This window comes from Delftia sp. NA_296.1 (assembly GCF_052692095.1).
This window is the reverse complement of sequence record NZ_JBQZGF010000001.1, coordinates 135,835-160,686: the sequence shown is the minus strand read 5'-3', so window position 1 is coordinate 160,686 and position 24,852 is coordinate 135,835. Positions and strand designations below refer to the sequence as shown.

27 protein-coding genes are annotated in these 24,852 nt (G+C 66.3%); 13 read left to right on the top strand and 14 right to left on the bottom strand.

The features are described from left to right. Positions 1 to 8: 8 nt before the first annotated feature. Positions 9 to 1,187, bottom strand: coding sequence for a M20 aminoacylase family protein (locus ACUTR7_RS00895; protein WP_445607875.1), 1,179 nt, complete (start codon positions 1,185 to 1,187; stop codon positions 9 to 11). 10 nt (positions 1,188 to 1,197) lie between these two features. Further along, positions 1,198 to 2,181 carry a tripartite tricarboxylate transporter substrate binding protein gene (locus ACUTR7_RS00890; protein WP_445607874.1) on the bottom strand — a complete coding sequence of 328 codons (984 nt, stop codon included), beginning with the start codon at positions 2,179 to 2,181 and terminating at the stop codon, positions 1,198 to 1,200. Between the two features lie 134 nt (positions 2,182 to 2,315). Between ACUTR7_RS00890 and ACUTR7_RS00885 the strand changes: the two genes are divergently transcribed. Beyond that, on the top strand, positions 2,316 to 3,266 hold the full coding sequence (locus tag ACUTR7_RS00885) for a LysR family transcriptional regulator (RefSeq protein WP_445607873.1): 951 nt from the start codon (positions 2,316 to 2,318) through the stop codon (positions 3,264 to 3,266). 554 nt (positions 3,267 to 3,820) lie between these two features. Here the strand turns inward: ACUTR7_RS00885 and ACUTR7_RS00880 are convergent. Together ACUTR7_RS00880 and ACUTR7_RS00875 are read right to left on the bottom strand one after the other, a co-directional pair. Continuing rightward, complete coding sequence (locus ACUTR7_RS00880) at positions 3,821 to 4,084, bottom strand: hypothetical protein (protein ID WP_445607872.1); 264 nt, start codon at positions 4,082 to 4,084, stop codon at positions 3,821 to 3,823. A 40-nt stretch (positions 4,085 to 4,124) separates the two neighbouring features. Next, positions 4,125 to 5,339 carry an HAF repeat-containing protein gene (locus ACUTR7_RS00875; protein WP_445607871.1) on the bottom strand — a complete coding sequence of 405 codons (1,215 nt, stop codon included), beginning with the start codon at positions 5,337 to 5,339 and terminating at the stop codon, positions 4,125 to 4,127. Positions 5,340 to 5,633: 294 nt separating this feature from the next. Between ACUTR7_RS00875 and ACUTR7_RS00870 the strand changes: the two genes are divergently transcribed. After that, entirely contained in the window at positions 5,634 to 6,128 is a 495-nt protein-coding gene (locus ACUTR7_RS00870; protein WP_445607870.1) for a hypothetical protein, read from the top strand. A gap of 236 nt (positions 6,129 to 6,364) precedes the next feature. Beyond that, complete coding sequence (locus ACUTR7_RS00865; RefSeq protein WP_445607869.1) at positions 6,365 to 7,789, top strand: dihydrolipoyl dehydrogenase; 1,425 nt, start codon at positions 6,365 to 6,367, stop codon at positions 7,787 to 7,789. A 28-nt stretch (positions 7,790 to 7,817) separates the two neighbouring features. On the opposite strand, the gene ACUTR7_RS00860 is transcribed toward ACUTR7_RS00865, so the two are convergent. Then, entirely contained in the window at positions 7,818 to 9,638 is a 1,821-nt protein-coding gene (locus ACUTR7_RS00860; RefSeq protein ID WP_445607868.1) for an ABC transporter ATP-binding protein/permease, read from the bottom strand. A 285-nt stretch (positions 9,639 to 9,923) separates the two neighbouring features. Between ACUTR7_RS00860 and ACUTR7_RS00855 the strand changes: the two genes are divergently transcribed. From ACUTR7_RS00855 to ACUTR7_RS00845, 3 genes are read left to right on the top strand one after another with little or no spacing between them, the layout of a single operon-like run. Next, the gene (locus tag ACUTR7_RS00855; RefSeq protein ID WP_013802193.1) at positions 9,924 to 10,535 is read left to right on the top strand and encodes a chromate transporter; all 612 of its coding nucleotides are present in this window, start codon (positions 9,924 to 9,926) and stop codon (positions 10,533 to 10,535) included. Continuing rightward, entirely contained in the window at positions 10,532 to 11,140 is a 609-nt protein-coding gene (locus ACUTR7_RS00850) for a chromate transporter (protein ID WP_445607866.1), read from the top strand. Before ACUTR7_RS00855 ends, ACUTR7_RS00850 begins: the two co-directional genes overlap by 4 nt. A 46-nt stretch (positions 11,141 to 11,186) precedes the next feature. Next, positions 11,187 to 12,167 (top strand): aldo/keto reductase, encoded by a 981-nt coding sequence (locus ACUTR7_RS00845; RefSeq protein ID WP_445607865.1) that lies wholly within the window; start codon positions 11,187 to 11,189, stop codon positions 12,165 to 12,167. A gap of 44 nt (positions 12,168 to 12,211) precedes the next feature. Here the strand turns inward: ACUTR7_RS00845 and ACUTR7_RS00840 are convergent, their stop codons facing one another. Together ACUTR7_RS00840 and ACUTR7_RS00835 are read right to left on the bottom strand one after the other, a co-directional pair. Continuing rightward, complete coding sequence (locus ACUTR7_RS00840) at positions 12,212 to 13,057, bottom strand: SIR2 family NAD-dependent protein deacylase (protein WP_432706578.1); 846 nt, start codon at positions 13,055 to 13,057, stop codon at positions 12,212 to 12,214. Beyond that, the gene (locus ACUTR7_RS00835) at positions 13,057 to 13,695 is read right to left on the bottom strand and encodes a TetR/AcrR family transcriptional regulator (protein ID WP_445607864.1); all 639 of its coding nucleotides are present in this window, start codon (positions 13,693 to 13,695) and stop codon (positions 13,057 to 13,059) included. The genes ACUTR7_RS00840 and ACUTR7_RS00835 overlap by 1 nt, the downstream gene beginning before the upstream one ends. 223 nt (positions 13,696 to 13,918) lie before the next feature. Here ACUTR7_RS00835 and ACUTR7_RS00830 point away from each other — a divergent pair, with 223 nt between their 5' ends. From ACUTR7_RS00830 to ACUTR7_RS00810, 5 genes are all read left to right on the top strand, one after another. After that, positions 13,919 to 14,422 carry a VOC family protein gene (locus ACUTR7_RS00830; protein ID WP_013802188.1) on the top strand — a complete coding sequence of 168 codons (504 nt, stop codon included), beginning with the start codon at positions 13,919 to 13,921 and terminating at the stop codon, positions 14,420 to 14,422. A 68-nt stretch (positions 14,423 to 14,490) separates the two neighbouring features. After that, on the top strand, positions 14,491 to 14,913 hold the full coding sequence (locus tag ACUTR7_RS00825; protein WP_013802187.1) for a VOC family protein: 423 nt from the start codon (positions 14,491 to 14,493) through the stop codon (positions 14,911 to 14,913). Positions 14,914 to 14,960: 47 nt separating this feature from the next. Further along, the gene (locus ACUTR7_RS00820; RefSeq protein WP_013802186.1) at positions 14,961 to 15,344 is read left to right on the top strand and encodes a VOC family protein; all 384 of its coding nucleotides are present in this window, start codon (positions 14,961 to 14,963) and stop codon (positions 15,342 to 15,344) included. An 8-nt stretch (positions 15,345 to 15,352) separates the two neighbouring features. After that, on the top strand, positions 15,353 to 15,829 hold the full coding sequence (locus tag ACUTR7_RS00815; RefSeq protein WP_445607863.1) for an SRPBCC family protein: 477 nt from the start codon (positions 15,353 to 15,355) through the stop codon (positions 15,827 to 15,829). Positions 15,830 to 15,854: 25 nt separating this feature from the next. After that, on the top strand, positions 15,855 to 16,256 hold the full coding sequence (locus tag ACUTR7_RS00810; RefSeq protein ID WP_034394298.1) for a DUF1428 domain-containing protein: 402 nt from the start codon (positions 15,855 to 15,857) through the stop codon (positions 16,254 to 16,256). On the opposite strand, the gene rlmB is transcribed toward ACUTR7_RS00810, so the two are convergent. Then, positions 16,253 to 17,044, bottom strand: a complete 792-nt coding sequence (gene rlmB, locus ACUTR7_RS00805; RefSeq protein ID WP_012205857.1) for a 23S rRNA (guanosine(2251)-2'-O)-methyltransferase RlmB — start codon at positions 17,042 to 17,044, stop codon at positions 16,253 to 16,255. The genes ACUTR7_RS00810 and rlmB overlap by 4 nt on opposite strands. 217 nt (positions 17,045 to 17,261) lie before the next feature. On the opposite strand from rlmB, the gene sstT reads away from it, so the two are divergent. Then, positions 17,262 to 18,485, top strand: coding sequence for a serine/threonine transporter SstT (sstT, locus tag ACUTR7_RS00800; protein ID WP_445607862.1), 1,224 nt, complete (start codon positions 17,262 to 17,264; stop codon positions 18,483 to 18,485). A 24-nt stretch (positions 18,486 to 18,509) separates the two neighbouring features. Here sstT and ACUTR7_RS00795 read toward each other — a convergent pair whose 3' ends face one another. Beyond that, a complete protein-coding gene (locus ACUTR7_RS00795) occupies positions 18,510 to 19,220 on the bottom strand; it encodes an ABC transporter ATP-binding protein (protein ID WP_013802182.1) in 711 nt (236 codons plus the stop codon). A 16-nt stretch (positions 19,221 to 19,236) separates the two neighbouring features. Between ACUTR7_RS00795 and ACUTR7_RS00790 the strand changes: the two genes are divergently transcribed. Then, on the top strand, positions 19,237 to 19,902 hold the full coding sequence (locus tag ACUTR7_RS00790) for an arylesterase (protein ID WP_034398647.1): 666 nt from the start codon (positions 19,237 to 19,239) through the stop codon (positions 19,900 to 19,902). Positions 19,903 to 19,921: 19 nt separating this feature from the next. On the opposite strand, the gene ACUTR7_RS00785 is transcribed toward ACUTR7_RS00790, so the two are convergent. The 5 genes from ACUTR7_RS00785 to ACUTR7_RS00765 all read right to left on the bottom strand — a co-directional run bounded on the left by ACUTR7_RS00785 (position 19,922) and on the right by ACUTR7_RS00765 (position 24,744). Next, complete coding sequence (locus ACUTR7_RS00785) at positions 19,922 to 20,107, bottom strand: hypothetical protein (protein ID WP_016451670.1); 186 nt, start codon at positions 20,105 to 20,107, stop codon at positions 19,922 to 19,924. A gap of 64 nt (positions 20,108 to 20,171) precedes the next feature. Then, positions 20,172 to 20,981, bottom strand: coding sequence for a DUF2189 domain-containing protein (locus ACUTR7_RS00780; protein ID WP_099733474.1), 810 nt, complete (start codon positions 20,979 to 20,981; stop codon positions 20,172 to 20,174). Between the two features lie 112 nt (positions 20,982 to 21,093). Continuing rightward, positions 21,094 to 22,845, bottom strand: coding sequence for an alkaline phosphatase D family protein (locus tag ACUTR7_RS00775; RefSeq protein WP_445607861.1), 1,752 nt, complete (start codon positions 22,843 to 22,845; stop codon positions 21,094 to 21,096). A 98-nt stretch (positions 22,846 to 22,943) separates the two neighbouring features. Then, positions 22,944 to 24,173, bottom strand: a complete 1,230-nt coding sequence (locus tag ACUTR7_RS00770) for a PLP-dependent transferase (RefSeq protein WP_013802177.1) — start codon at positions 24,171 to 24,173, stop codon at positions 22,944 to 22,946. A 100-nt stretch (positions 24,174 to 24,273) separates the two neighbouring features. Then, the gene (locus tag ACUTR7_RS00765; RefSeq protein ID WP_034394327.1) at positions 24,274 to 24,744 is read right to left on the bottom strand and encodes a BON domain-containing protein; all 471 of its coding nucleotides are present in this window, start codon (positions 24,742 to 24,744) and stop codon (positions 24,274 to 24,276) included. Between the last annotated feature and the right edge of the window lie 108 nt (positions 24,745 to 24,852).

Here is a 24,852-nt window from a genome sequence, read left to right as displayed (position 1 = left end):
GAACCCGTTCAACCGGCCACCAGAAACCGCTGCGCCAGCAGCACCCAATAGGCGGCGCCCACGGCGATGTTGTCGTCGTTGAAGTCATAGCCCGGGTTGTGCACCATGCAGGCGCCTTGCTCGCTTCCCTCGCCATTGCCAATCAGCAGATAGCTGCCTGGCACGCGCTGCAGCATGAAGGCAAAGTCTTCGCTGCCCGGCAAGGGCGGCGCCTGCAGCGTGACATGTTCCGGGCCCAGCAGCTCCAGCGCGATCTGGCGCGCGAAGTCCGTCTCTTTGGGCGTGTTGACCAGCACGGCATAGCCGGGTCGCCACTCGAGTTGGGCCTGCACGCCGAAACTCTCGGCCTGCGCACTCACCAGGTCGCGAATGCGCTGCTCCAGCAGCCTGCGCACATCGGCATCCAGCGCACGCACGCTCAACTCCAGCGCAGCGCTGTGGGCAATCACGTTGTTGGCCTTGCCTGCGTGGATGGCGCCCACGGTCACCACCGCCATCTGCAGCGGATCGATGTTGCGCGAGACGATGGTCTGCAAGGCCATGACGATGCTGGCGGCCGCCACGATGGGATCGGCCGTGCGGTGCGGCATGGCACCATGCCCTCCCACGCCGGTGAGAGTGAGCGTGGCGTAGTCGGAGGACGCCATGGCTGCGCCCTCGCGCAGCGCCAACCGCCCCTGGGGCATGCCCGGCATGTTGTGCATGGCAAAGATGGCGTCGCAGGGGTGGCGCTCGAACAGCCCGTCTTCCATCATGCGCAAGGCCCCGCCGCCGCCCTCCTCCGCAGGCTGAAAGATCAGCGTGAGCGTTCCGTCGAAGCCGCCGTGCTCGGCCAGATGCCGGGCCGCCGCCAGCAGCATGGCGGTATGGCCGTCATGGCCGCAGGCATGCATGACACCGGCATGCGTGCTGGCATGGGCGAATTCATTGGCCTCGGCGATGGGCAGCGCGTCCATGTCGGCGCGCAGGCCCAGGCGCCGGCTGCCGCTGCCGCGCACCAGCCGCCCCACCACGCCCGTGCCGCCCAGGCCGCGCTCCACCTCGTATCCCCATTGCTCCAGTTGCCGCGCGACCAGGGCGCTGGTGCGGTGCTCCTCGAAGCCGAGCTCGGGGTGCCTGTGGATGTCGCGGCGCACATCGACGAAGGCTGCGGCCGAGCCGCGCAAAGTGTCCAGAAGGGTGTTCATGTGCGGCATCTCACTGGGGTTGCAGGCGAATGGAGCGGGCAATGCTGCGATAGCGGGCGGTCTCGGCCTCATAGAACTGCGCGGCCTCAGCCAGCGACATGGGCGCCGCGGCCAGCTGCGTCTGCAGGGCCAGTTGCTCGCGCACGCCCGGGTCCTTGAGCATGGCGCCTATCGCCTGGTGCAGCCTTTGCACCACCTCCTGCGGCGTGTCCTTGCGCACCAGAAAGCTGGTCCAGGTCTTGTAGGCGAAGTTTTTCAGCTCCCGGCCCTCACGCACCGTGGGCACATTCTTGAGCAGTTCCGATCGCTGCTCCCCCAGCTGGCCCAGGATCTTGAGCCGGCCCTGCTCGGCCAGCGCGCCCATGGCTGCGCTGTAGACGAGCACAGCGAAATCGACTTGCCCGCTGCCGATGTCCTGCAGCAGCGGCGCGTTGCCCTTGTAGGGCGCATGCATGAGTTGTATGCCAGCGTCCTGCTGCACCTTCTCCAGAATCAGGTGGTAGAGCGAGCCAATCCCGACGCTGCCGTACGACAGCGGCCGGCTGGCGCTTTTGCGGGCCAGCGCGATCAGCTCATCCACATTGCCGGCCTCCAGGTCCTTGCGGGCGACAAACACCATCACAGCCTCGGCCACGGGATGGACCAGTCGGAAATCCTCTGCCTTGAGACGCACGGCCGCATTGGCCAGCGGCGACAGGATCACCTCGTTGGGCGAGCCCTGGAAGACGTAGTGGCCGTCGGGCGGCGCTACCAGCACCTTTTGCGCGGCCATGGCGCCGCTCACGCCGCCCAGGTTCTCCACGATGATCTGCTGGCCCAGTGCCTTGGACAGCGGCACGCTGAAGATGCGGGCAATGGCATCCGAAGGGCCGCCGGCCGGATAGGGAACCATCAGGCTTACGGGCCTGGAGGACGGGCTCTGCGCACAGGCCAGGCCCGCGCTCAGCAGCAGGCCGGCGCCCGTCAGCCAAACGCGCTGGAACAAAAATCTCATCATGTCTCCTTGGTGGATGGCTCCGGCTCGGTCGGCCGGATACGCGGCATCCTAGGAGCCGGGCCATCGAACGTCCAATGCATTGTTGGCTGCATTAGCATGAGTTTCATGCAGACTTCAGGGCGCGAAAAATCATGACGCTGGTGCAGCTCAGGCATCTCATATCGGTGGCGCAGACCGGCTCCTTCAGCCGCTCGGCCGAGGCCATGCATCTGACACAGCCGGCCCTCAGCCGCAGCGTGCGCGCGCTGGAGCAGGAGCTGGGCATACCCTTGTTCGACCGCATCGGCCGCCACAGCGAACTCACAGCCTTCGGCCGCGAAATGCTGGGACGGGCGCGCGCCCTGGTGGCCGAAGCCGACGCGCTGCGTGACAGGGGGCGCCAATTGCGCGAGGGTGCGGCCGGCACCGTGCGTGTGGGCCTGGGATCGGGCCCCGGCGCAATATTGATGACGCCGTTCCTGCGGCACATGACCGTGCACCATCCCGGCGTGCGAACCGAGGTGGCGCGCGGCAGCACCGATCTGCTGGTGCACTCGCTACGCGAGCGCCTGCTCGATGCCCTGGTCGTGGACCTGCGCGCGCTGCGGCCCGCACCCGACCTTGCGTTGGACGTCGTGCACGAAATGCGCGCCGCCTTCATGTGCCGCACCGACCATCCACTCGCCCGCCTGCAGCGGGATCTGCGCTTCGAGGATGTGCAGCGCTACCCCGTCGCCTCCACCCCGCTGAGCGACCAGGTGGCCTGGCTGCTGGTGGAAACCTATGGCGCCACGGCCCACCCGGCGCGGTTCGTCATACTGCAGTGCGAGGAACTGCCCAGCCTTGTGGACGTTGCGCGTAACAGCGACACCGTGCTGCTGGCCGTGCGCGCCGTCGCCCCGGACCTGGCCGAATTGCCCATGGACCCGCCCATGCGCAGCACCGCCCGCTTCGGGTTGGTCACGCTGCGTCAGCGCAGCGAGGCGCCGACGCTGGCAATCCTGCGAGGCCTGATGGGGAAGTTGATGGCCGACGATGCCCCTGCGCCGGAACGGGCGCCCAGCCATGGCGGAAGGCTGGGCCGAATAGCATTTCCAGACTGATTTGATGCTGATGATCACCCATCGAATACCCTCAATGCAAAATCGCAAGCCGGGACAACGAGTCACGTGAAATTAAATAGTTAGCACAGCCTGTTCTCAAGGTCCGATTAAGGAAATTTCCCAAAGGAATGCCTCAGGCAAAGAGCAACTGCCAGCCCATCAGTTGTCAATAGCAAAACAGTTTTACAAATATGATCTAAGACAGATTCAACTGAACCATCATCCGCATGCAGGCTGCTATTTTCCAAATTTATTAGACCATCTTCCGAAAAATAAATATTATTCGCATGCAGCGCGGAGGAGGACATTAAAACAATAAATACCGCCATAGTGGACAATGATTTTTCATATCGAACTCTCATTTCAACCCCTTTATCTCATCGTTTTCGAATTGATACTGACGAGCAGTAGTCCACAGATTCTGCACACAGCACGCGTTGTATGTGGACGCCCGGATGATGGCGCGAAAGCTTTCATCGCTCATTTCGCTGTGGCAAGCCACCATTGCGGTATCGCCTATATTCACCACAGGCGCATTCATACCGCAAACATGCTCATATCCCTTTCGCAATCATCTGAAGTGGCATTAGTATGGTTTCACCTATATTCGCAGTCATCATTTCCATCAATTTCGACGACTCGCTCGTTTGCGCCATCATCATCAGGGGCGGCATACTATATGAGCCGCCAAAAGCCTGTGCCGCATTGGATGAGGAAAAATTCTCGAATGAAATGCTGTTCGCTTGCACAGCAGGGACCCAGAGCCCGCACACAACGATTGCCAGTGTGGTTGCAAGTCTTGGATATCGCATCTTCATGGTATTTCCTTTATGCACGGTGTGAGATGAGGCTCCGCCTTCATGGCGTGCACAGGTTCTGCACGAAGGCATGCGACGCCAATTGCGCGACTTCGCTCCTTCCTGTCATGTAGCAGCCATCCTGGCTCAGTGCCGAGGCCGCACTGTTCTCGCCGCCTGCGAGGGTTCCCTGGTCCACGGTGCCGCCCGAGGGAGTCCAGGTGATGGCGTGCGAACTTCCGTCGGCCAGTTCGCTGTGGCCCGCCACCGTTCCGTTGTCACCGATATCCACCACACGTGCATTCATGCCGCCAGGCAGCGGAGGAATATCGCGGATGACACCGGTCTGGCTGTTCCAGTAATAGGGCATGCTGCGCCCGTCTGCCAACTGGTAGTGCCCAATCACCTCGCCGAGGATGTTGAGATCGACGCCGCTGTTTCGCGCGGGCGGGGACGATATGGACAGCACCTGCGGACTGGAGGACGAGTTGAGCCAGACGACGGTGCGTCCACCTTGGGCACCAAAATCGCAGTAGCCCATGATGCGGGTATTGACGACGGTCTTTGCGCGGCAGAAGACGGCATTGAGAGGCAGGTTCAGGGCCGTGGCCATATAGCCGCCCAGGACTGCGGCAGACCAATAGACTGGACGCGGATGCCCGCTGTTGTCGGGACAGTTGCCCACGATGCCCGGCATGTTGCCGCCCACCACGAAATTGTCCACATCGGACGGAATGCAGTTGGTGCTGTTCAGGCCAAGCAGGCCCGCCGGCAGCGCGCGTGCCGTGGTTTCATTGTTGCGCCACATGACAGGGCGGGCAGTGTTGCTGCCGCTCAGGCTGACGCCTGCCACATAGCCGCCCTGGTTGTACGCCGTGGGCATGCTGCGCACATCGAGCGTCAGCGGCTGCAGTGTCTGCACCGTGGCTGGCGTGGCCGCATTCCAGAACACGCCCACGGACACCGAATTGCCGTCCAGGCAGCTGCCCACTACCTGGCCGCTGTTGGTGATGGCCGCCGCGTTGCAGTTGCGCCCCGGCGACAGGCGCACAAGGTCTGCCGCACTGCCCGGCGCCAGCGACACGAAGCCTGCGGACGAGCCGTCACTCTCTGCACAGGCGCCCACGACATGGCCGCTGTTGTTGATGTCCAGGCCCACGCATTGCGGACCTGCCGACGTGCCCACGTCCTGCATGGGCAGGGCCTGCGCGGTCGGCAGTGCCAGCAACGCAAGGCACGCAACGGAAAAATTCAAATGCTTTGGCTGAAGGCGCATGAAGGGTTCTCCTGAAAAAGCAAAGAAGTCGTTCATGGAAATCGGGCGCCGAACAGGAAATCCGCATGGGGCTTGGCATATGCGCGCCGGTGCAGACGCTATTTCCGTGATCCGCCTCCCGGCCCCACGATAGACATCGCGGTATGGAGCCGTCCATTCGAGCAGCAATCAAAACAACAAAAACAATCAACAAAATCAAAAGCTTGCACAAGAGTCCCCCATCAATAATTGTCTCATCGGCATCCGGGATTCAGGCCATGCCACAGCGCAGCGCCATATGAATGGGAGCTTTCCATGGCAATCAAACACTGCCTGACGTCCGACAGCGCATGGCCGAATGGCGCAATTCGCCGCCGCTGGAGTCCCACAGAACTGCTTGCACTCGAACGCTGGGCCGGCGTCCTGCCCGTGCAGGTGATCTGCCGCCGGCTGAACCGCAGCGAGCGCTCCGTTCGCTGCCAGATGCACAGGCGCGGCCTGAGCACCCGGGTCCGCGAGGGCGTCGGGCTGCGGCAGGTCTGCGAGGACCTGCAGCTGTCCGCCCAGTCGGTGAAGGCCTTCATCCTCGATGGCCGCCTGCGCCTGCACAGCGCACAGGTGCACGGCGGGGTGATGGCGCAGCTTGATTGGTCCCTGCGCCGCTGGCTACAGACGGCACAAAGCCGCTTGTGCCGTGTCAGCCATTTGAGGGTTACCGAGACATCCCTCAGGCGCTTTGCGCGGGAAGCGGATGTCTGCGCATCAGGCAGCCGCACGGACGCGGCATGGCAACACTGGGCATCCGGCTAGCCCCTGCGCGGCACGGGCCGAGCCTGAATGTCCAGCAGCGGTTTCGGCCCTTCGCCTACGACTGCCGCGAGCGCCAGCATGCAGACTGGCACGCATGTCCCATGGCAGGCGAGGCAGTCATCTCGACCAACTGTCGGCACTTCCGTCAGCACTTCCGTCGGCACACCTTTCGGCACATCCACCGGCAGCGGAGCCCTCCACGGGACCTGGTGCCACAGTCAAAGGAATCAGACAGCATGAAAAACCCACCCACCACCGCCCTCGACGTGATCATCGTCGGTGCCGGCTCGGCCGGACTGTCGGCGCTGCGCGAGGTGCGCAAGCACACGGAGCATTTCGCCATCGTCAACGACGGGCCCTGGGGAACGACCTGTGCGCGGGTTGGATGTATGCCGTCCAAGTTGCTGATCGAGGCGGCCAACGCCTTCCATGCACGCCATCACTTCGATACCTTCGGCATACGCGGCGCGAGCGGGCTGCAGCTGGACCTGCCCGCCGTTTTGCGCCGCGTGCGCAAGCTGCGCGACGAGTTCGTGGCAAGCACGATCAAGGCCACGGAGGGCCTGGGCTGGCGGGCCATCGACGGGCGTGCCAGGCTGCTGGCAGCCAATCGGATCGAGGTCAACGGCAAGGTGCTGGCTGCGCGCAAGCTCATCCTCGCTCCGGGCTCCAGCCCCGTGGTGCCGGAGGAATGGAAGCGCTTTGGCAAGCGCATCCTGACCACGGACACCTTGTTCGAACGCAAGACGCTGGGCCCGCGCGTGGCCGTCGTCGGCCTGGGTCCGCTGGGCGTGGAGATTGCACAGGCGCTGGCACGGCTGGGACTGGAGGTCACCGCACTGGGACGCGGCCCGAAGCTTGCCGGCCTGTCCGACCCGAATATCACCGACGCATTGCGGCATCTGCTTGAGAAAGAGATGACGGTGATCACCGACCATGAAGTGCAGTTGAGCAAGGGCCCGGACAGCAGCATCGTCGTGCGTGCAGGCGACACCCGCATCGTCGTGGACCACGTGGTGGCCGCCATGGGCCGACGCCCGCAGCTCGAAGGCCTGGGCCTTGAGACACTGGGGCTTGAGCTGGACGAGCACGGGCAGCCGCCCGTGAGCCGGCAGACACTGCAAGTCGGCGAGCTGCCGCTGTTCCTCGCGGGCGATGCCAATGGCGACCGCCCCTTGTTGCATGAGGCCGTGGACGAAGGCCATATTGCCGGCACCAACGCCATGGCAGAGAACGTGGCCTGCTTCGAGCGGCGCACGCCGCTGTCCATTGTCTTCAGCTCGCCCCAGGCAGCCGTCGTGGGCCAGCCCATGAAGGCGCTGCTGGGCCAGGACTTCGTGGTGGGCCGCGTGGATTTCGCGCACCAGGGGCGTGCACGCGCTGCGCAGCGCAACGCGGGCCTGCTTCACGTCTATGCGGACCCGGCCAGCGGCCTGCTGCTGGGCGCGGAAATGTGCGCACCGGGTGGCGAGCATCTGGCCCATCTGCTGGCCCTGGCCGTGCAGCAGCAACTGACCGTGCACGAGTTGCTGCGTGCGCCCTTCTACCACCCCGTGCTTGAAGAGGGCCTGCGCACCGCCTTGCGCGACGCGGTACGCCAGTTGCGCGAGCCGCCGCCGTCCGATCTGGGCAACTGCGATTCTTTGCCCATGGACGATTGATCGCGCGCGGCCCAGGGCCGCACGCGGATCAAGCCTGGGGCGCGCTCTGCGGTGCGCTTCCTTCCGACAGCGTCCAGCCGCCATTGCCATCGACCGCCAGCGCGTGGGTATGGAAACCCGCCAGCGTGCTGCGGTGGCCCACGCTCACCAGCATGGTCGAGCGCATCTGCTCGCGCAGCAGGTTGTACAGCGCATGCTCCAGGCCCTCGTCCATGGCCGAGGTGGATTCATCGAGAAAGACGATGGCGGGCCGGTTGAACAGCACGCGGGCAAAGGCCAGGCGCTGCTGCTCGCCAATCGACAGGATGCGGGACCAATCCTGGTTGACATCCAGCTTGTCGGCCAGGTGGGCCAGGCTGACCTGGCGCAGCGCCTGCTGCAGCCGCTCGTCGTCCTGCGGCGATGCATCGGCGGGATAGGCAATGGCCGTGCGCAGGTCACCCAGGGGCAGATACGGACGCTGAGACAGGAACAGCGCCTGGTGGCCGCCCGGGCGGCCCACCGTGCCTTCGGCGTGCGGCCACAGGCCGGCAATGGACCGCAGCAAGGTGGTCTTGCCGCTGCCCGAAGGCCCCTTGATCAGCAACGCCTGGCCGGGAATGAGCTTCAGTTGCAGGCCGCTGAGCAGGTGGTGGCCATCAGGGCGGCTGACCTGCAGGTCCTCGATGTGCAGGGCGCCGGGTTGCTCTCTGTGGACGACCTGGGGCAGTTCGCGGGTCTGGGCATTGGCATCCAGAAAGCCGCACAGGCGGTCCAGCGCAGCGCGGTACTGGGCGAAGGTGTCGTAGGAGGTTCGGAAGAAGGACAGCGCATCCTGCACCTGCCCAAAGGCCTGCGAGGTCTGCATCACATCACCGAGCTTGATGGCACCGCTGAAAAAGCGCGGCGCCTGCAGCAGAAAGGGAAAGACCACGGCCACCTGGTTGACGGTGAGGTTGAAGCCGTCGAACTTCAGGCTGCGGTAGACCAGGGCCCAGACATTGGCGATCAATGCCGAGAAGCGCGTCAAAAGCGTGTTGCGCTCGATGGCCGCGCCCTGGTAGAAGGCGATGTTCTCCGCATATTCACGCACGCGCACCAGGGCGTAGCGGAAGTTGGCGGTCAGCCTCTCGTTCAGGAAGTTCAGCCGGATCAGCGGCTGGCCCAGGCGAAAGGCGATCAGCGTGGCGATGATCACGTAGACGTAGACCGCAAAGACCATGGCCCGCGGAACCTCCACGCCCGCCACAGCAATCGGGGCCGACAGCCCCCAGAGAATGCCCGTGAACGCCACCAGCGAGACCACGGCGCTGACGGCGCCCAGCGCCAGGGTCAGCGAGTTCGAGACAAAAGTGTTCACATCCAGTTCGATACGCTGGTCGGGGTTGTCCACCGGCTCGTCCAGAAAGTGGCTGCGATAGTAGGCATCGCCGCGCATCCAGTCGGTGGTCACGCGCTCGTTGAGCCAGACCCGCCAGCGGATGCGGAACGCCTGGTTCACGTAGTAGTTGAACAGCTCGCGCATCACATGGATGGTGGCCAGCACCGCGAAGATGCCCAGGAATCGCCAGAAGCCCTTCTGGTCCAGTTCCTGCAGCGCGCTGTAGAAGCCGTTGTACCAAAAGGAGAACAGCACGTTCATGCGCACCGAGACCAGGGCCAGCACCAGCAGCAGCATGAACACCAGCAGCGGCCACCAGCTGTTTCTGGGGTGCAGGAACGGGCCGGCCAGCTGCCAGAACTGCCGACCCCAGCGGGTGAATCGAACCAGCAGCAGCGCCACGGCCGCGAAAGCCACGACGGTGATCACTGAGGCCGCCGCCAGCCAGACCAGGCTTTCCTGCAGCGCCTTGCTCCAATCCATGTCCATGCCGGAGATCCTCGGGTTGTGTGGGTGGAGAGAATCTACTCCTGTTCAGGCAGGCCGGCGGGCAGGCCTGGGTGCATGCCGGCAGCAAGCCATCTGCGCTTGCAATGCCCCCATCGCCGTTGCCGATGGGGCCGCTGCCGACGAGGCCGCTGCGCAGGATTAATATTCCGTGCATGCCACCCCGAGGCAGGCACGGAGACAGGATCGGCCCGCACGGCTCCACCCCATGACAACAGCGATGCCGTCCCCGGGCCCTGCCCGGGCGGCCCAGATACAAGCCAGAACATGCCCGCATCGCCGCCCCAGGCTTCCCCGCCACACGACACCGCCGATGCGCCTGCCCAGCGCCCCGCCCCCGCCAACCTGCGCGACCTGTTCTGGTCCTTCACCTGGCTGGCCCTGCAGGGCTTTGGCGGCGTGCTGGCCGTGGTGCAGCGCGAGCTGGTCGAAAAAAAGCGCTGGCTGACCAACGACGAGTTCGTGGAGGACTGGGCCGTGGCCCAGATCATGCCCGGGCCCAATGTGGTCAACCTGTCCATCACCATTGGCGAGCGCTACTTCGGCTGGCGTGGCGCCGTGGTCGCCGTGTGCGGGATGCTGTGCTTTCCCATGCTGCTGGTGCTGACGCTGACCGTGATCTATTCGCAGCTGGCCGACCACCCCGCCATGGCCGGGGCGCTGCGCGGCATGGGCGCCGTCGCGGCCGGCCTGGTGGCGGGCATGGGGCTGAAGCTGACCAGCACGCTGAGCCGACACCCGCTGGGGCGCTGGTGCAGCGCGGCCCTGGCGCTGGCCTCGTTCATTGCCATGGCCGTGCTGCGCGTGCCGCTGGCCTGGGTGCTGCTGGTGGTCGGCGGTGCCGGCTGCGTGCTGACCTGGAGAAAGCTCGCCCCATGAACGCCGCCCAACAGATCGCCCTGAACCTGCAGCCCACCGACTGGCTGCAGTTGCTGCTGTATTTCCTGACGCTGTCGCTGATGGCCGTGGGCGGCGCCATTGCCACGGCGCCCGACATGCACCGCTTTCTGGTCGATGGCCACGGCTGGCTCAGCGAGGCGCAGTTCAGCAGCTCCATCGCCATCGCCCAGGCGGCGCCCGGGCCCAATGTGCTGTTCATCGCCCTGCTGGGCTGGAACCTGGGCCTGAACGCGGGCGGGGGCACCGGGCCGCTGGCATGGACCTTTGGTGCGCTGGGCGTGACCATCTGCATGGTCGGCATCCTGCTGCCAAGCTCCGTGCTGGCCTGGCAGGCCTCGCGCTGGGGCCAGCGCAACAAGAACCGGCGCGGCGTACGTGCCTTCAAGCAGGGCATGGGGCCGCTGGTCATCGGGCTGCTGCTGGCCACGGGCTGGCTGCTGGGCAGCGCCAGCGGCCGCCCGGCCCAGGACTGGCGCCTGTGGCTGCTGACCCTGGTCTGCGCCCTGCTGGTGTGGCGCACGCGCATCCACCTGCTGTGGCTGCTGGGCGCGGGCGCGCTGCTGGGTGCGCTGGGCTGGATCTGAGAGGTCCTGAGGACTACCCTGGTTTTTTCGTCAAAAGGAGCCGTACATGGCGCAAGCCCCTTCCCTTCGTTCCCTGGGCCGCAGCGGCCTGCAGGTCTCGCCGCTGTGCTTTGGCGGCAATGTCTTCGGCTGGACCGTGGACGAGGCCACGTCGTTCTCGCTGCTCGACGCCTGGCTGGATGCCGGCATGAACTTCATCGACACGGCCGACGTGTACTCGCGCTGGGCGCCGGGCCATGCGGGCGGCGAGTCGGAGACCGTGATCGGCAAATGGCTCAGGCGCAGCGGACGGCGCGCCGACATCGTGCTGGCCACCAAGGTCGGCAAGGACATGGGCGAGGGCCGGGTGGGCCTGCGCCCCGAGTACATCCGCCAGGCCGTGGATGCCTCGCTGCAGCGCCTGCAGACGGACTACATCGACCTGTACCAGTCGCATGACGACGACGCCAGCGTGCCGCTGGCCGATACCCTGGGCGCCTTTGCCGACCTGATTGCCGCAGGCAAGGTGCGGGCCATCGGCGCCTCCAACCACAGCGCACCGCGCCTGGCCGAGGCCCTGCGCACCAGCGCCGAGCTGGGCCTGCCGCGCTACGAGAGCCTGCAGCCGCTGTACAACCTGTACGACCGCGCCGTGCTGGAGCGCGATCTGGCGCCGCTGTGCGCGGCCGAGCAGGTGGGCATCATCAACTTCTATGCGCTGGCAGCAGGTTTTCTGACGGGCAAGTACCGCAGCAGCGAAGACGCAACCAAGAGTGCGCGCGGCGGCAAGACCGTGGCCACCTACCTGAACCCGCGCGGCCTGCGCATTGTGCACGCCCTGGACGCCGTGGCTGCGCGCCTGAACAGCCAGCCCGCGTGCGTGGCCCTGGCCTGGCAGATGCAGCGCCCGTTTGTGACCTCGCCCATCGCAAGCGCGACCTCGCTGGCCCAGTTGCAGCAACTGGTGCAGGCCACGCGCCTGCAGCTGTCGGCTCAGGACGTGGCCGAGCTCAACCAGGCCAGTCAGGAAGAAGGCGCAAGGGACTGACCTGCGCAGGCCAGGGCAGCCTGCCCGCCCTGGCCCGGGGCCTCTCAGCCCGCCAGCAGCGCGGGCAGGATCTGGGCCGATGGGCCGCGCAGGCACTGGTGCGCTGCGTCATCCAGCTCGGAAGGCGCCGGGTTGATGACGGCCACGTGCGCGCCTGCCCGGCGCGCGATTCGGGCCAGCCCCGCGGCCGGATACACGGCGCCCGAGGTGCCGACCACCAGCAGCACCTCGCAGCGCTGCACGGCAGCCTCGGCGGCCTGCCATACGCCCATGGGCAGGGACTCGCCGAACCAGACCACGCCCGGGCGCACCAGGTTGCCGCAAACAGGGCACTGCGGAGGCTCGCCAGGGTTCAGCCCGGCCAGGTCGCAGCAGGCGCGGGGCCGCTCGAGCCAGCGGTCGCGCATCAACTCGCCATGCAGGCACAGGACGTCGGGGCTGCCCGCGCGCTGGTGCAGGCCATCCACGTTCTGCGTGACCAGGGTCATGCGGCCCGGGTGCTGCAAGGCCCACTGCGCCAGCGCATGGTGGCCTGCATTGGGCTGCACTGCCGCCACGGCCTCGCGCCGGTGCGCATACCACTGCCACACGCGCTGCGGATGGGCGCGAAAGCCCGCCTCGCTGGCCATGTCCTGCGGGTTGAACTGCGCCCAATAGCTGTTCTTGTCATCGCGGAACGTGGGCACGCCGGACTCGGCACTGACGCCTGCGCCCGTGAGCACGGCGATGTGCGCTGCATGCGCGATGCGCTCGCGCAGCTCGTGCAGCTCACCCTGGCCGGGCAGTTCGGCGGCAGCCGCAGGCAGCGAAGTGGGGGAAGGTTCGTCGGGCATCGGAGGGCGAAGGAAAAAAAGCAGGCCATTGTGCGGCAGCGCCGCCCCAGGGCGCATCAAATGCCTTTTTCCACCATCTCCAGCAGGCGCAGCGCCAGCGCACGCCGCTGCTCGGATGTGGCACGGCGCAGCGGGCCGTCGATCACCAGCAAGGCCATGCCGTGCACGGCCGACCAGGCCAGGAACTCGGCCTGGGGACGGCGCTCGGGCGGCAGCACGCCGGCCTCGGCCATGCTGTCCAACGCGTAGCCCAGCAGCTCGAACGGGTTCAGGCCCATGGCCGCCGCACGCGTGGTGTCGGGCGGCAGGTCCACGTCGTACTCGATGGAGGCAAAGGCCGTGCGGAACCAGCCGGTCTCCGTCTGGGCAAAGCCCAGGTAGCCCCGGCCCACGGCAGCCAGCAAGGCGCGTGAGCGCTGCAGCGCATCGGGCAGGGCACGGGCCTGGACCATTTCGGCCTCGATGGCCGCGGCCAGTGCGCCCAGGGCCGCAGCGCGCACGGCGTCAAACAAGGCCTGGCGATTGGCAAAGTGGCGATAGGCGGCATTCGGCGCCACGCCCGCCCGCCGCGTGGCCTCGCGCAGCACGATGGCCTGGGGACCACCTTCACGCGCCAGTGCCAGGCCAGCCTCGACCAGGGCCTGGCGCAGGTCGCCATGGTGGTATGACTCACGCCTGACACGTCGCTGCGTCACTGTTTTGATTCCTTTTTTTTCTGCATGACCACGTCACACATAAGGGACGACAGCCCTGCCCCGCCGATTTACAGCTTGACACCGAAGCTGACAGCGCCTGATGTGGACAGCGTCCATTTTAGTCCCTAGCATATGTGAACGGCGTACACACGCCGGGCAGAAATCGATAAAAAGCCGGCATCGAACGGCAAAAACGGTTTTCACCGTCACCAAGGAGACAAGCATGGCTTTGCACACCGGCCGCATCCAGCCCTGCCTCTGGTTTGACAACCAGGGCGAGCAGGCGGCGCGCTTCTATACGGAAGTCTTTCCCGATTCCCGCATCACGGCCATTGCCCGCTATGGCGAGGCCGGCCACGACATCCACGGCAGGCCGGCGGGCAGCGTGATGACAGTGCAATTCGAGCTGGACGGCCAGCCCTTTCTGGCGCTCAACGGCGGCCCGATGTTCCGCTTCAACGAGGCCGTCTCGCTGATGGTCAGTTGCGATACGCAGGACGAGATAGACCACTACTGGGGCGCCCTGTCCGAGGGCGGCGACCCGGCGGCGCGTCAATGCGGCTGGCTCAAGGACCGCCATGGCCTGTCTTGGCAAATCGTCCCGGCCCAGATGGCGGGCTGGATGGGGGGCCCCGACATGGCCGCCGCCCAGCGCGTGATGCAGGCCCTGCTGGGCATGCAAAAGCTGGACATCGCCGCTCTTGAGCGCGCGCATGACGGCCGCTGAGGCCTCCGGCGCCCATCCTCCCACTCCTCTCCCCCTCCCCTCGCCACCATCCACTTCAGGAGCATTCCATGCAATTCATTCCCTATCTGAACTTCAACGGCAACTGCGCCGAGGCTTTTGCCTTCTACGCCAAGCTGTTCGGCGGCACCATCGTGCACCAGAGCACCTTTGGCGAGACACCGGGCATGGAGCAGATGCCCGATTCCGCCAAGGGGCTCATCATGCATGCCCACCTGCAGATCAAGGACCAGGCGCTGATGGCCTCGGACGCCACCGACAACTGCGGTGGCGGCGGCTACCAGCAGGCCCAGGGCATGTGGATCTCGATCGGCGTGGACGACGCCACCGAAGGCGGCCGCATCTTCAACGCGCTGGCCGAAGGCGGCAAGGTGACCATGCCCTTCCAGGCCACGTTCTGGTCACCGGGCTTTGGCATGGTGACGGACCGCTTCAACACACCCTGGATGGTCAACGTCAAGGGCGAGGCCTGAACAAGGCCGGCCGACACATTGCCTCTGTCACCCAAGAAGGAGTCTTCATGAACGCCAATCCCGTCGTCTGGTTCGAGATCCATGTGCAGGACATGGCGCGTGCGCGCCGGTTCTATGAAACCGTCTTCCAGGGCAAGCTGGAGCATCTTCCGGCGCCCGATGGCTCCGACAGCCAGGAGATGCTGTCCTTTCCGATGGACATGACAGGCCCCGGCGCGGGCGGAATGCTGGTGCGGATGGACGGCGCACCTTCCGGCGGCGGCGGCACCCTGGTCTATTTCGGCTGCGAGGACTGTGCCATCGAACAGGGCCGCGTCGAGGCCGCAGGCGGGCGCATCGAGCAGGCCAAATTCTCCATAGGCCCCCACGGGCACTGCGCCGTCGTGGTGGACACCGAGGGCAACCGAATCGGCCTGCATTCCATGCAATGAGGAGCGCCATGACAGCACAAGACATTCCCGAACACGCCAACGACCTGGTGCTCACGCGCCTGCTGGACATTTCCGCCGACAGGCTCTACCGCTGCTGGACCGAACCCGCGCTGATCCAGCAATGGTTTGCGCCCAGCCCCTGGAGCGTGTCCCGCGTGGACAACGATGTGCGGGCCGGCGGCCACAGCCTCATCGTCATGCGCAGCCCTGAAGGCCAGGAGATGCCCGGCAGCGGCGTCTACCTGGAAGTCATTCCCAACCGCCGCCTGGTCTTCACCGACGCATTCACCCAAGGCTGGGTGCCTGCCGACAAGCCCTTCATGACGGGCATCGTCAGCTTCGATCCCGAGGGCGCCCAGACCCGCTATACCGCCCGGGTGCGCCATTGGAATGCCGCCGACCGCGCCCAGCACGAGGCCATGGGTTTTCACACCGGCTGGGGCCAGTGCACTGACCAGCTGGCCGAGCTCGCAGCCCGGCTCTGACGCCGGTTTTCACCAGGAGAGCACCATGCACTACATCGACGGATTCGTACTGCCCGTTCCCCGGGCCAACCTGCAGGCCTACCGCGAGGTAGCGCAGGCCGCAGGCAAGGTATGGATGGAATATGGCGCGCTGCAGTACTGGGAATGCGCGGGCGACGACGTGCCCATGGGCAAGCTGACCTCGTTTCCCCAGGCCGTGCAGCTCAAGGAAGGCGAGATCGTGTTCTTCTCATGGATCATCTATGCGTCGCGCGCGGAGCGCGATCGCATCAATGCCGCCGTCATGAAGGACCCGCGCATTGCCTCCATGGACCCGGCAACCATGCCCTTCGACGCCAAGCGCATGTTCTGGGGTGGCTTCGAGAGCGTGGTGGAACTGGGCACGGGCGAAGGTGCAAGTGCGGGCGCCAGCGGCGCGCCGGCCTAGATCTGGTCAGCTGGGGCGGCAGACACGGCAGGCGTGGTGCCCTGACCGCGCTGGCGCAGCGCTTCGTACAGGCACACGCCGCTGGCCACGGACACGTTGAGGCTGGAGACGGCGCCCATCATGGGGATGCCGATCAGCTCGTCGCAGGTCTTGCGCGTGAGCTGGCGCATGCCGTCGCCTTCGGCGCCCAGCACCAGGGCCGTGGGGCCCGTGAGGTCCACCTCGTACAGGGTCTTGGGCGCATCATCGCTGGTGCCGATGATCCAGATGTCGCGCTCCTTGAGCTCATTGAGCGTGCGCGCCAGGTTGGTGACCATGAAATAGGGCACGGTCTCGGCCGCGCCGCTGGCCACCTTGGCCACGGTGGCGTTCACGCCCACCGCATGGTCCTTGGGCGCAATCACCGCATGGGCGCCGGCGCCATCGGCCACGCGCAGGCAGGCCCCCAGGTTGTGCGGATCGGTCACGCCGTCCAGCACCAGCAGCAGCGGCTTGCTAATGCCGTCTGCCTCCAGCTGCTCCAGCAATTCGTCCAGCGAATGCACCTGGGCCACCGCCTCCACGCGAGCGGCCACGCCCTGGTGGCCATGGCTGCCAGCCAGCTTGGCAAGGCGTTCGCCGTCGGCCTCGATCAGTCGGACGCCGGCCGACTTGGCGCGGTCGAGGAACTGGCGCATGCGCGCATCGCGGCGCGTGGCCTCGTAGTAGACCTCGATGATGGATTGGGGCGCGGTCTTCATGCGCACGCCGACGGCGTGGAAGCCGAAGAGAACTTTGGGGGACGACATGGGGCGCAATTATCCCGCCAATTGAGCGGTGCCCCGGGCCCCGTCTTGCGAAGCCCGTCTGCGCGCAACGGCTCCTGTGGTTTTTACGTAGCCGCTACACTGCGCGGCTTGGCCGCCTTCCAGCAGGCCTGCACATTGCGGCATGCACCGTAGCCACGGGCATGCCGCTTTGCATTTTTCCATCGCTTGAGTTTTTTCCTTTTCTTTGCCAACCATCATGCTCAAAGCCCTCTTCGCCCGGCTTGCCCGCACCAGCCTGGTCGGCCAGATCGCCATCAGCCTGGTCGCTGGCGGCCTGCTGGCCTGGCTCTGGCCCGAGGCCGCCCAGTCCGTGTCCCTGCTGGGCACGCTGTTCATCTCCGCCCTCAAGGCCGTGGCGCCCGTGCTGGTACTGCTGCTGGTGGTCTCGGCCACCAGCAACCACCGGCCTGGCCAGGCCACGCAGATCCGCCCCATCCTGTGGCTGTATGTGCTGGGCACCTTTGCGGCGGCCGTGGTCGCCGTGGCGGCCAGCATGGCCTTCCCTTCCACCATCCAGTTCAAGGATGCCGCCCCGGCCCAGGGCGCGCCCGGGCGCATTGGCGAAGTGCTGATGGCCCTGGTGCAAAGCGCCTTCGACAACCCCGTGCGTGCGCTGATGAATGCCAACTACATCGGCATCCTCGCCTGGGCACTGGCCATGGGCATGGCCCTGCGCCATGCCTCGGAGTCCACGCGCGCCGTGATGCAGGACCTGGGCCAGGCCATCACCCGCGTGATCCAGGGCGTGATCCGGCTGGCGCCGCTGGGCATCTTCGGCCTGGTGGCCGGCACCTTTGCACAGTCGGGCCTGGAAAAGCTACTGGACTACGCGCACCTGCTGGCCGTGCTGCTGGGCTGCATGCTCTTCGTGGCCCTGGTGGTCAATCCGTTCATCGTCTGGACGCAGACGCGCCGCAATCCCTACCCGCTGGTGCTGACCTGCCTGCGCGAGAGCGCGGTGACGGCCTTTTTCACGCGCAGCTCGGCCGCCAACATCCCGGTGAACCTGGCGCTGGCCAAGCGCCTGGGCCTGGATGAGGACACCTACAGCGTCTCCATCCCGCTGGGCGCGACCATCAACATGGCCGGCGCCGCCGTCACCATCAGCGTGCTCTCGCTGGCTGCGGCCCACACGCTGGGCATCGAGGTCGATCTGCTGACCGCCATCTTGCTGTGCGTGGTGTCCGCGGTCTGCGCCTGCGGCGCTTCGGGCGTGGCCGGCGGCTCGCTGCTGCTGATTCCGCTGGCCTGCAGCCTGTTCGGCATCTCCAACGATCTGGCCATGCAGGTGGTTGGCGTGGGCTTTGTGATCGGCGTGATCCAGGACTCGGCCGAAACCGCGCTGAACTCCTCGACCGACGTGATCTTCACGGCAGCTGCCTGCGAGGCAGCCGGGCGCCGTGAGGCCGTGGCGGCCTGAGCGCCACCCCTTGCTGGCGTCCGATCAGGCCGCCAGCGCCTGCCCCTCTTCGATGCTGGCAACGCGGCCGGCCTCGATGGTCACGCGGCGCTCGCAGCGCGCGGCGATGGCTCGGTCATGGGTGACCATGACCAGCGTCGTGCCGCGCTCGCGGTTGAGCGCGAACATCAGTTCCATGATGGTTTCGCCGGTCGCAAAGTCCAGGCTGCCCGTGGGCTCGTCGGCCAGCAGAACGGCGGGCTCGACCACGAAGGCGCGGGCCAGCGCCACGCGCTGCTGCTCGCCGCCCGACAGCAGCTTGGGATAGTGACCCAGGCGCTGGCCCAGGCCCACGCGCTCCAGCATCTCGGTGGCGCGGCGGCGGGCCTCGCGGCTGCCGGCCAGCTCCAGCGGCAGCATCACGTTCTCCAGCGCCGTCAGATTGCCCAGCAGCTGGAAGCTCTGGAAGACAAAGCCCAGCTTTTGCGCGCGCACGGCGGCGCGTGCATCCTCATCCAGCGCGAACATGTCCTGGCCCTGCAGCCGCACCGTGCCGCGCGTGGGCGTATCCAGGCCGGCAAGAATGGACAGCAGCGTGCTTTTGCCCGAGCCCGAGGCACCGACGATGGCCACGGTTTCCCTTGCAGCAAAACGCAGATCGATATCCCGCAGAATATCCAGTGTTCCGGTCGAATCGCTGACCGACTTGAAGACATGCTCGACTTCGATCAGGGGCTGGGCAGTGCTTTGTGACATGGAGGATGGGAAGACGATGCAAGACAAGCTGCGCGCAATGCGCCGACGCCGCCACTTTATATCGGCCGGCTTGGCCTTCGGCCTGCTGGGTACTTGGACGGCCACGTCCACATGGGCAGCCGAGACGGGCCCGCTGCTGGTGCTGGGCGACTCGCTGAGTGCCGAATACGGACTGGCCCGTGGCACGGGCTGGGTGGCACTGCTGCAAAAGCGCCTGCAGGAGAGTCCAAAGAATGTGCCGCTGGTCAACGCCAGCGTGAGTGGGGAGACAACCTCGGGCGGCCGCTCTCGCCTGCCTGCCTTGCTCAAGCAGCACAAGCCATCGGTGGTGGTGATCGAATTGGGTGGCAACGATGCGCTGCGGGGTCTGCCGCTGCAAAGCACGCAGGGCAATCTGGACGCCATGGTGCGCGCGGCCCGGGATGCCGGAGCCAAGGTGCTGCTGGTGGGCATGCAGGTGCCGCCCAACTATGGCAGCGGTTATACGCGCCAGTTCGAGCAGTTGTTTGCCAAGGTGGCGCAGGAGCAGAAGGTGCCGCTGGTGCCCTTCCTGCTGGCCGGCATCGGTGATGCGGCCGATTCGGCCCAGTGGTTCCAGGCCGACCGCATCCACCCCACGGCCAAGGCCCAGCCGCGCATGCTGGACAACGTCTGGCCCCAGCTCAGCAAGCTGCTGCCCTGAGCTCAGGGCAGGCAGGGTGTCAGCTGCCGCGGCCTTCCTCGCCGGGACGGGCTGCTGCAGGAGATGCCTGCGCATTACCTTCTGAGCCGCCGCCCTCATGGTCGTCGGGTCTTTTTTCGGCCTTGGCCTTCTCCTTCTCTAGCTTCTTCTGCTTCTTGGCCAGTTCGCGCTGGCGTTTTTCATAGGCGTAATTGGGTGTCGCCACAGGTGGACTCCTCTGTTGTTGCAAGCCCCACTGTAGCCGCAAGACGGGGCATGCCAGGAAAACCTCAGGATATGGTGGACGCAGGCACGGCGGAATCGCCCACGCTGCAACGGTATGCATGCCAACTGGCACAGCCCAGCAAAGGCCCCACCAGCAGCAGGCCCGCGCCATGCCACCACAGGGAAACCGCCACCAGTACGGTGATGATCGCGGCCCACTGCAGCATGACGGCCAGGTTCAGGCCGACCACGCGCATGCTGGTGATGCAGGCCGTGAGTGCATCGCTGCCCCGGTCCAGCATGGCCGGCAGCGCCACCACCATGCTGGCGAACACCAGGGCCGCGAAGGCGCCGCCGACCAGCAGGTAAATGGCCAGGAATTCCCAGTTCTCGGGCCGCGCCACGGCCTGCAGCATGCCGGCCGTGGTCGGCATGCCGGTATCGAAGAACACGGCAAAGACCACCATGGAGGCGCGCGCCCAGAGCATCTCCAGCACCAGCAGCACCATGACCAGCATGCCCATGCTGCCCATCTGCGTGTCCCAGCAGGTCAGCGAGCTGCTCAGTTGGGGCGGCAAGCCCCGCTCCAGCCTGCGGCTGGTGTCATACAGGCCCATGGCCAGGAAGGGGCCGATAAGCAGACAGCCGCTGGCCATGGCCATGCTGTATTCCGGGCTGGCGCGGAACACCCAGCCGATCAGCAGGGCCATGGCCCAGAAGCACAGGCCGTAGAACAGCGCCACGCCGGGCGCACGCCGCAGATCGCGCCAGCCCAGGGCCAGCCAGCGCCAGGGATCGGCCATGCGCAGCAGTTGCACCTGCAGCATGCCGGCCGGGTTGTCGGAAGCTTTCTCGGGAGCGGGGGATGCCTGCATACCTGGACCTCCTGGATCAGCGAGTCCAAAGTTATCGCAGCCATGGCACTGCTGCCATGGCGGAAACTACCGAGGCCCGCCCAGCCCCCCAGGTCCGTACCCGAGTCTGCACTCAGGCCTGAACCAGCTTGCCCGGCTGGCCGGGCAGCACCTTCCAGGCCGCATCGCGCACAGCCTGGTATTGGCGGCTGAACACGGTGTCCACGTAGATCCACTCGGCCTGGCAGGCCTGCGGCGTGGCCGTGACCATCATGTAGCCACGGCGCGAGGTATCGCAGTACTTGAGCGTGGAGATGAATTGCAGCAGCGCACCACGCAGCTGGGCCGGGTCCTGGCCCGACAGGTATTCCTCGAAACCCGGCGAGCTGACGGACGAGGTGGCGAACTCCACGCCCACGGCCTGCCCGCTGCGGTCACGCAGTTCGCTGGCCCAGGCATTGTGGGTGTCGCCCGCCAGCACGACCAGGTTCTTGCCCAGGCTGCGCGCCGTGGCCAGCACGGTCTCGCGTGCCACGGCATAGCCGTCCCAGGCATCGAGGTTGTAGGGAATGCTGGGCTGGGCCAGGATGGCCTTTTCCGCCGCCGTCAGGCTGGCCGGGTTCGCCTGCGCCTTGGCCAGCAGTGCCGCGTAGGCCGGCAGCGAGACACCGCTGCCGGGGCTGAGGATGTCCATCAGCAAGGGCGCCGGCAGCTCCATGCGCCCCATCAGGACCTGCTGGCCCAGCACCTGCCAGGTGGCCTGCGAGGCTGCCAGCTGCTGGCCCAGCCACTGGGTCTGGGTGGCGCCCATGAGCTGGCGCGCAGGATTGGCCATGTCGGAGGTGAAGCGTGCCGCGTCCAGGCCCTGGGCGGTGAAGTAGTCGGCGTAGTCCAGTTGTTTGTCGCGGCCGATGACGCGCGTGTCCAGCATGTGCAGCGCCAGCAGGTCGCCGAAGGCGAAGCTGCGGTAGATGATCTCGGGCTGCGCGTTGCGCGTGGGCATCCACTCGTGATAAGCCTTGAGCGCGGCCACCTTGCGCAGTTCGAAATCGCCCTCGGTGGCCGGCTGGTGGTTTTCGGCGCCGTGCATCCAGGTGTCGTTGGAGACTTCGTGGTCATCCCAGACGGCGATCATGGGCGCTGCCGCATGCAGGGCCTGCAGGTCAGCATCGCTCTTGTACTGGGCATGGCGCTGGCGGTAGTCGGCCAGGCTGACGATTTCGTTGGACGGCAGGCTCTGGCGCTGCATGGCTTCGGCCTTGCCATTGGCATAGCCTCCGCGTGCGTATTCATAGATGTAGTCGCCCAGGTGCACGGTGGCATCCAGGTCGCCCTGGCGCGCGGCATGCGCGTAGACATTGAAGTAGCCCGCCGGGTAGTTGGCGCAGGAGAACACGGCCAGCTTGACCTGCTGCACCGCGCCCACGGGCAGGGTGCGCGTACGGCCCGTGGCGCTGGTCATGCCCTGGCAGCGAAAGCGGTAGTGGTAGCGCGTGGCCGGCTTGAGGCCCGTGGCGTCGGCCTTGAAGGTGAAGTCCTGGGTGGCGCGCGCCATGGCCTTGCCCGACACCACGATGGTCTTGAAGTCGGCGTCCGAGGCCAGCTCCCACTCCACCTCGATATCGCTGGAATGGCCCTGGGGTGGCGTCACGCGGGTCCAGAGGATGACGCGGTCGCTCAACGGGTCGCCGCTGGCCACGCCGTGGCGGAACTCGACGGGAATGCGGCTGTCGCCATCCGACCCGCCGCAGCCGGCCAGTGGCAGCGCCAGGGCCGAGGCGCCCATGCCGCGCACGAAATGGCGGCGGCTGGCCACGAGGCTGGATTCGCGGGAGCCGGCTTTCGCCTGCTGCAGGATGTTGGTGATGCTCTCTTTGTGCTTCATGCTGGACCAGGGCCTAGAGGCCCCCGTGGGATGGTATGAAGCCAACGAGCATCGGTGCTGCCGGTGACAGGCGCATGTCACCGGCGCCTGGCGCTCAACTATGCGAACGCGGCGGCCAGGGCCTGCTCCAGGTCGGCACGCAGGTCCTGCACGGCCTCCAGGCCGATGGCAAAGCGCACCACGGTGCCGCTGCGCAGCTGGGGCGTGGGGCAGCTGCGCATGGACGGTAGCTCATAGGGCACGACCAGGCTGATGGGTCCGCCCCAGCTGTAGCCGATCTTGAACAGGCGCAGGCTGTCGCAGAAGCGGTCCACGGCCTGCTGGCCGTGGCGCGGGTCGATGACCACGCTGAACAGGCCGGCCGCCACGCCCTCGCCGCCGCCGGCGGCTCCGCACAGGGCCTTCCAGTTCTCGTGGCCCGGAGCGCCCTCGAGCGCGGGATGCAGCACCTGGACCACGGCCGGCTGCTGCTGCAGCCAGCGCGCCAGCTCGCGCGCGGCGCGGTCCTGGGCGTGGTAGCGCAGCGCAATGCTGGGCAGGGAGCGCAGCACGGCCTCGGTGTCGTTGCCGCCCACGCCCAGGCCCAGGCGCATATGGGCCAGCTTGATGCGCATGTGCAGCGCCTGGTCGCGCGTGATGATGCTGCCCATGAGCACGTCGCCACCGCCGCTGGGGTACTTGGTCAGCGCATGGACGGTGGCGTCCACGCCCAGGCTGTGCGAGCCGTCACCCAGCAGGTCGAAGGGATTGAAGGCCAGGCCCGCGCCCCAGGTGTTGTCCAGCACGGTGGTGATGCCGCGCGCGCGGCACAGGCGCACCATGGCGATGAGGTCAGGGAACTCCATGGTCACCGAGCCCGGCGCCTCCAGCCAGACCAAACGCGTCTTGGGCGTGATTTTGGCTTCGAGGTCGGCAACATCCATGGCGTCGTAGCACTGGTGGCGCACGCCGAAATGGGCCAGCTCGCCCTCGCTCAGGGTCTTGTTGGGACCGTAGGCGTTGTCGGGCAGCAGCATCTCGTCGCCGGTGCGCAGCAGGGCCAGGGAGGTGGTGGCGATGGCCGCCAGGCCGCTGGGCACCAGCAGGCATTGCAGGCCGCCTTCCAGCGCGCTCAGGCGCTCTTCCAGCAAGAACGTGGTGGGCGTGCCGTGCAGGCCGTAGGTGTAGCTGCTCTTGTCCAGCCACTGGCGGCGGCGCATGGCCGCCACGTTCTCGAAGATCACCGTCGAGGCCTTGTGCACCGGCGGCTGCGGCGCGACAAAGCCTTCGGGCGGTTGGTAGGGATGGTGGATGAGATGGGTGCTGATCTGCAGGTCGGGTGTGCTCATGCAGCGCATCTTATGCGCTGGGCCACGGCGTTCAGGCATAAAAAAACCAGGCGGACAAAGCGCCTGGTTTTCATTGGGAGAGCAAAGCCGGTGGCTGCGATCAGCTGGCCTTGATCTCCAGCATGTTGCTGACGTTGTTCACGCCCTTGACGGCCTTGGCAATGTCGCCGGCGCGCATCTTGAGCGCATCGCTGGGCACCGAGCCGGTCAGCGTGACGGCGCCGGCCTTGGTGTCCACGTCGATCTTGAGGGCGGAGATATCGGGTTCCTTGATCAGGTCGGCCTTGATCTGGGCGGTGATGCCTGCATCGTCGAGCGCGGCGCCTGCCTGGCTCATGGCGTTGGTGGTGGCCGTTTCGGCCTTCATCGCGCCTTCCTCGATCTTGGTGCCGGCGCTGCTCATGGCGTTGTCGATCTTCTGGCCTGCGCTTTGCGCGGCCTGCTGGGACTGCTGGACGGCGGAGTCGAGCTTCTGGCCGGCAGTGTCTTCGGTCTTGCCGCATGCGGCGAGGCCGAAGGCCAGGGCGGACACGGCGAGGATGTGGCAGCAGCGTTGGGTGATGAAAGTCATGCGGTTACTCCTTGAATAGTTGTGAGGCGGTCAACACAGGCCTCGACTTTATTTATGGCCCAAGGACAAACCCATACGACGCCGACGCAAGCGCCTGTAGGACAAGCC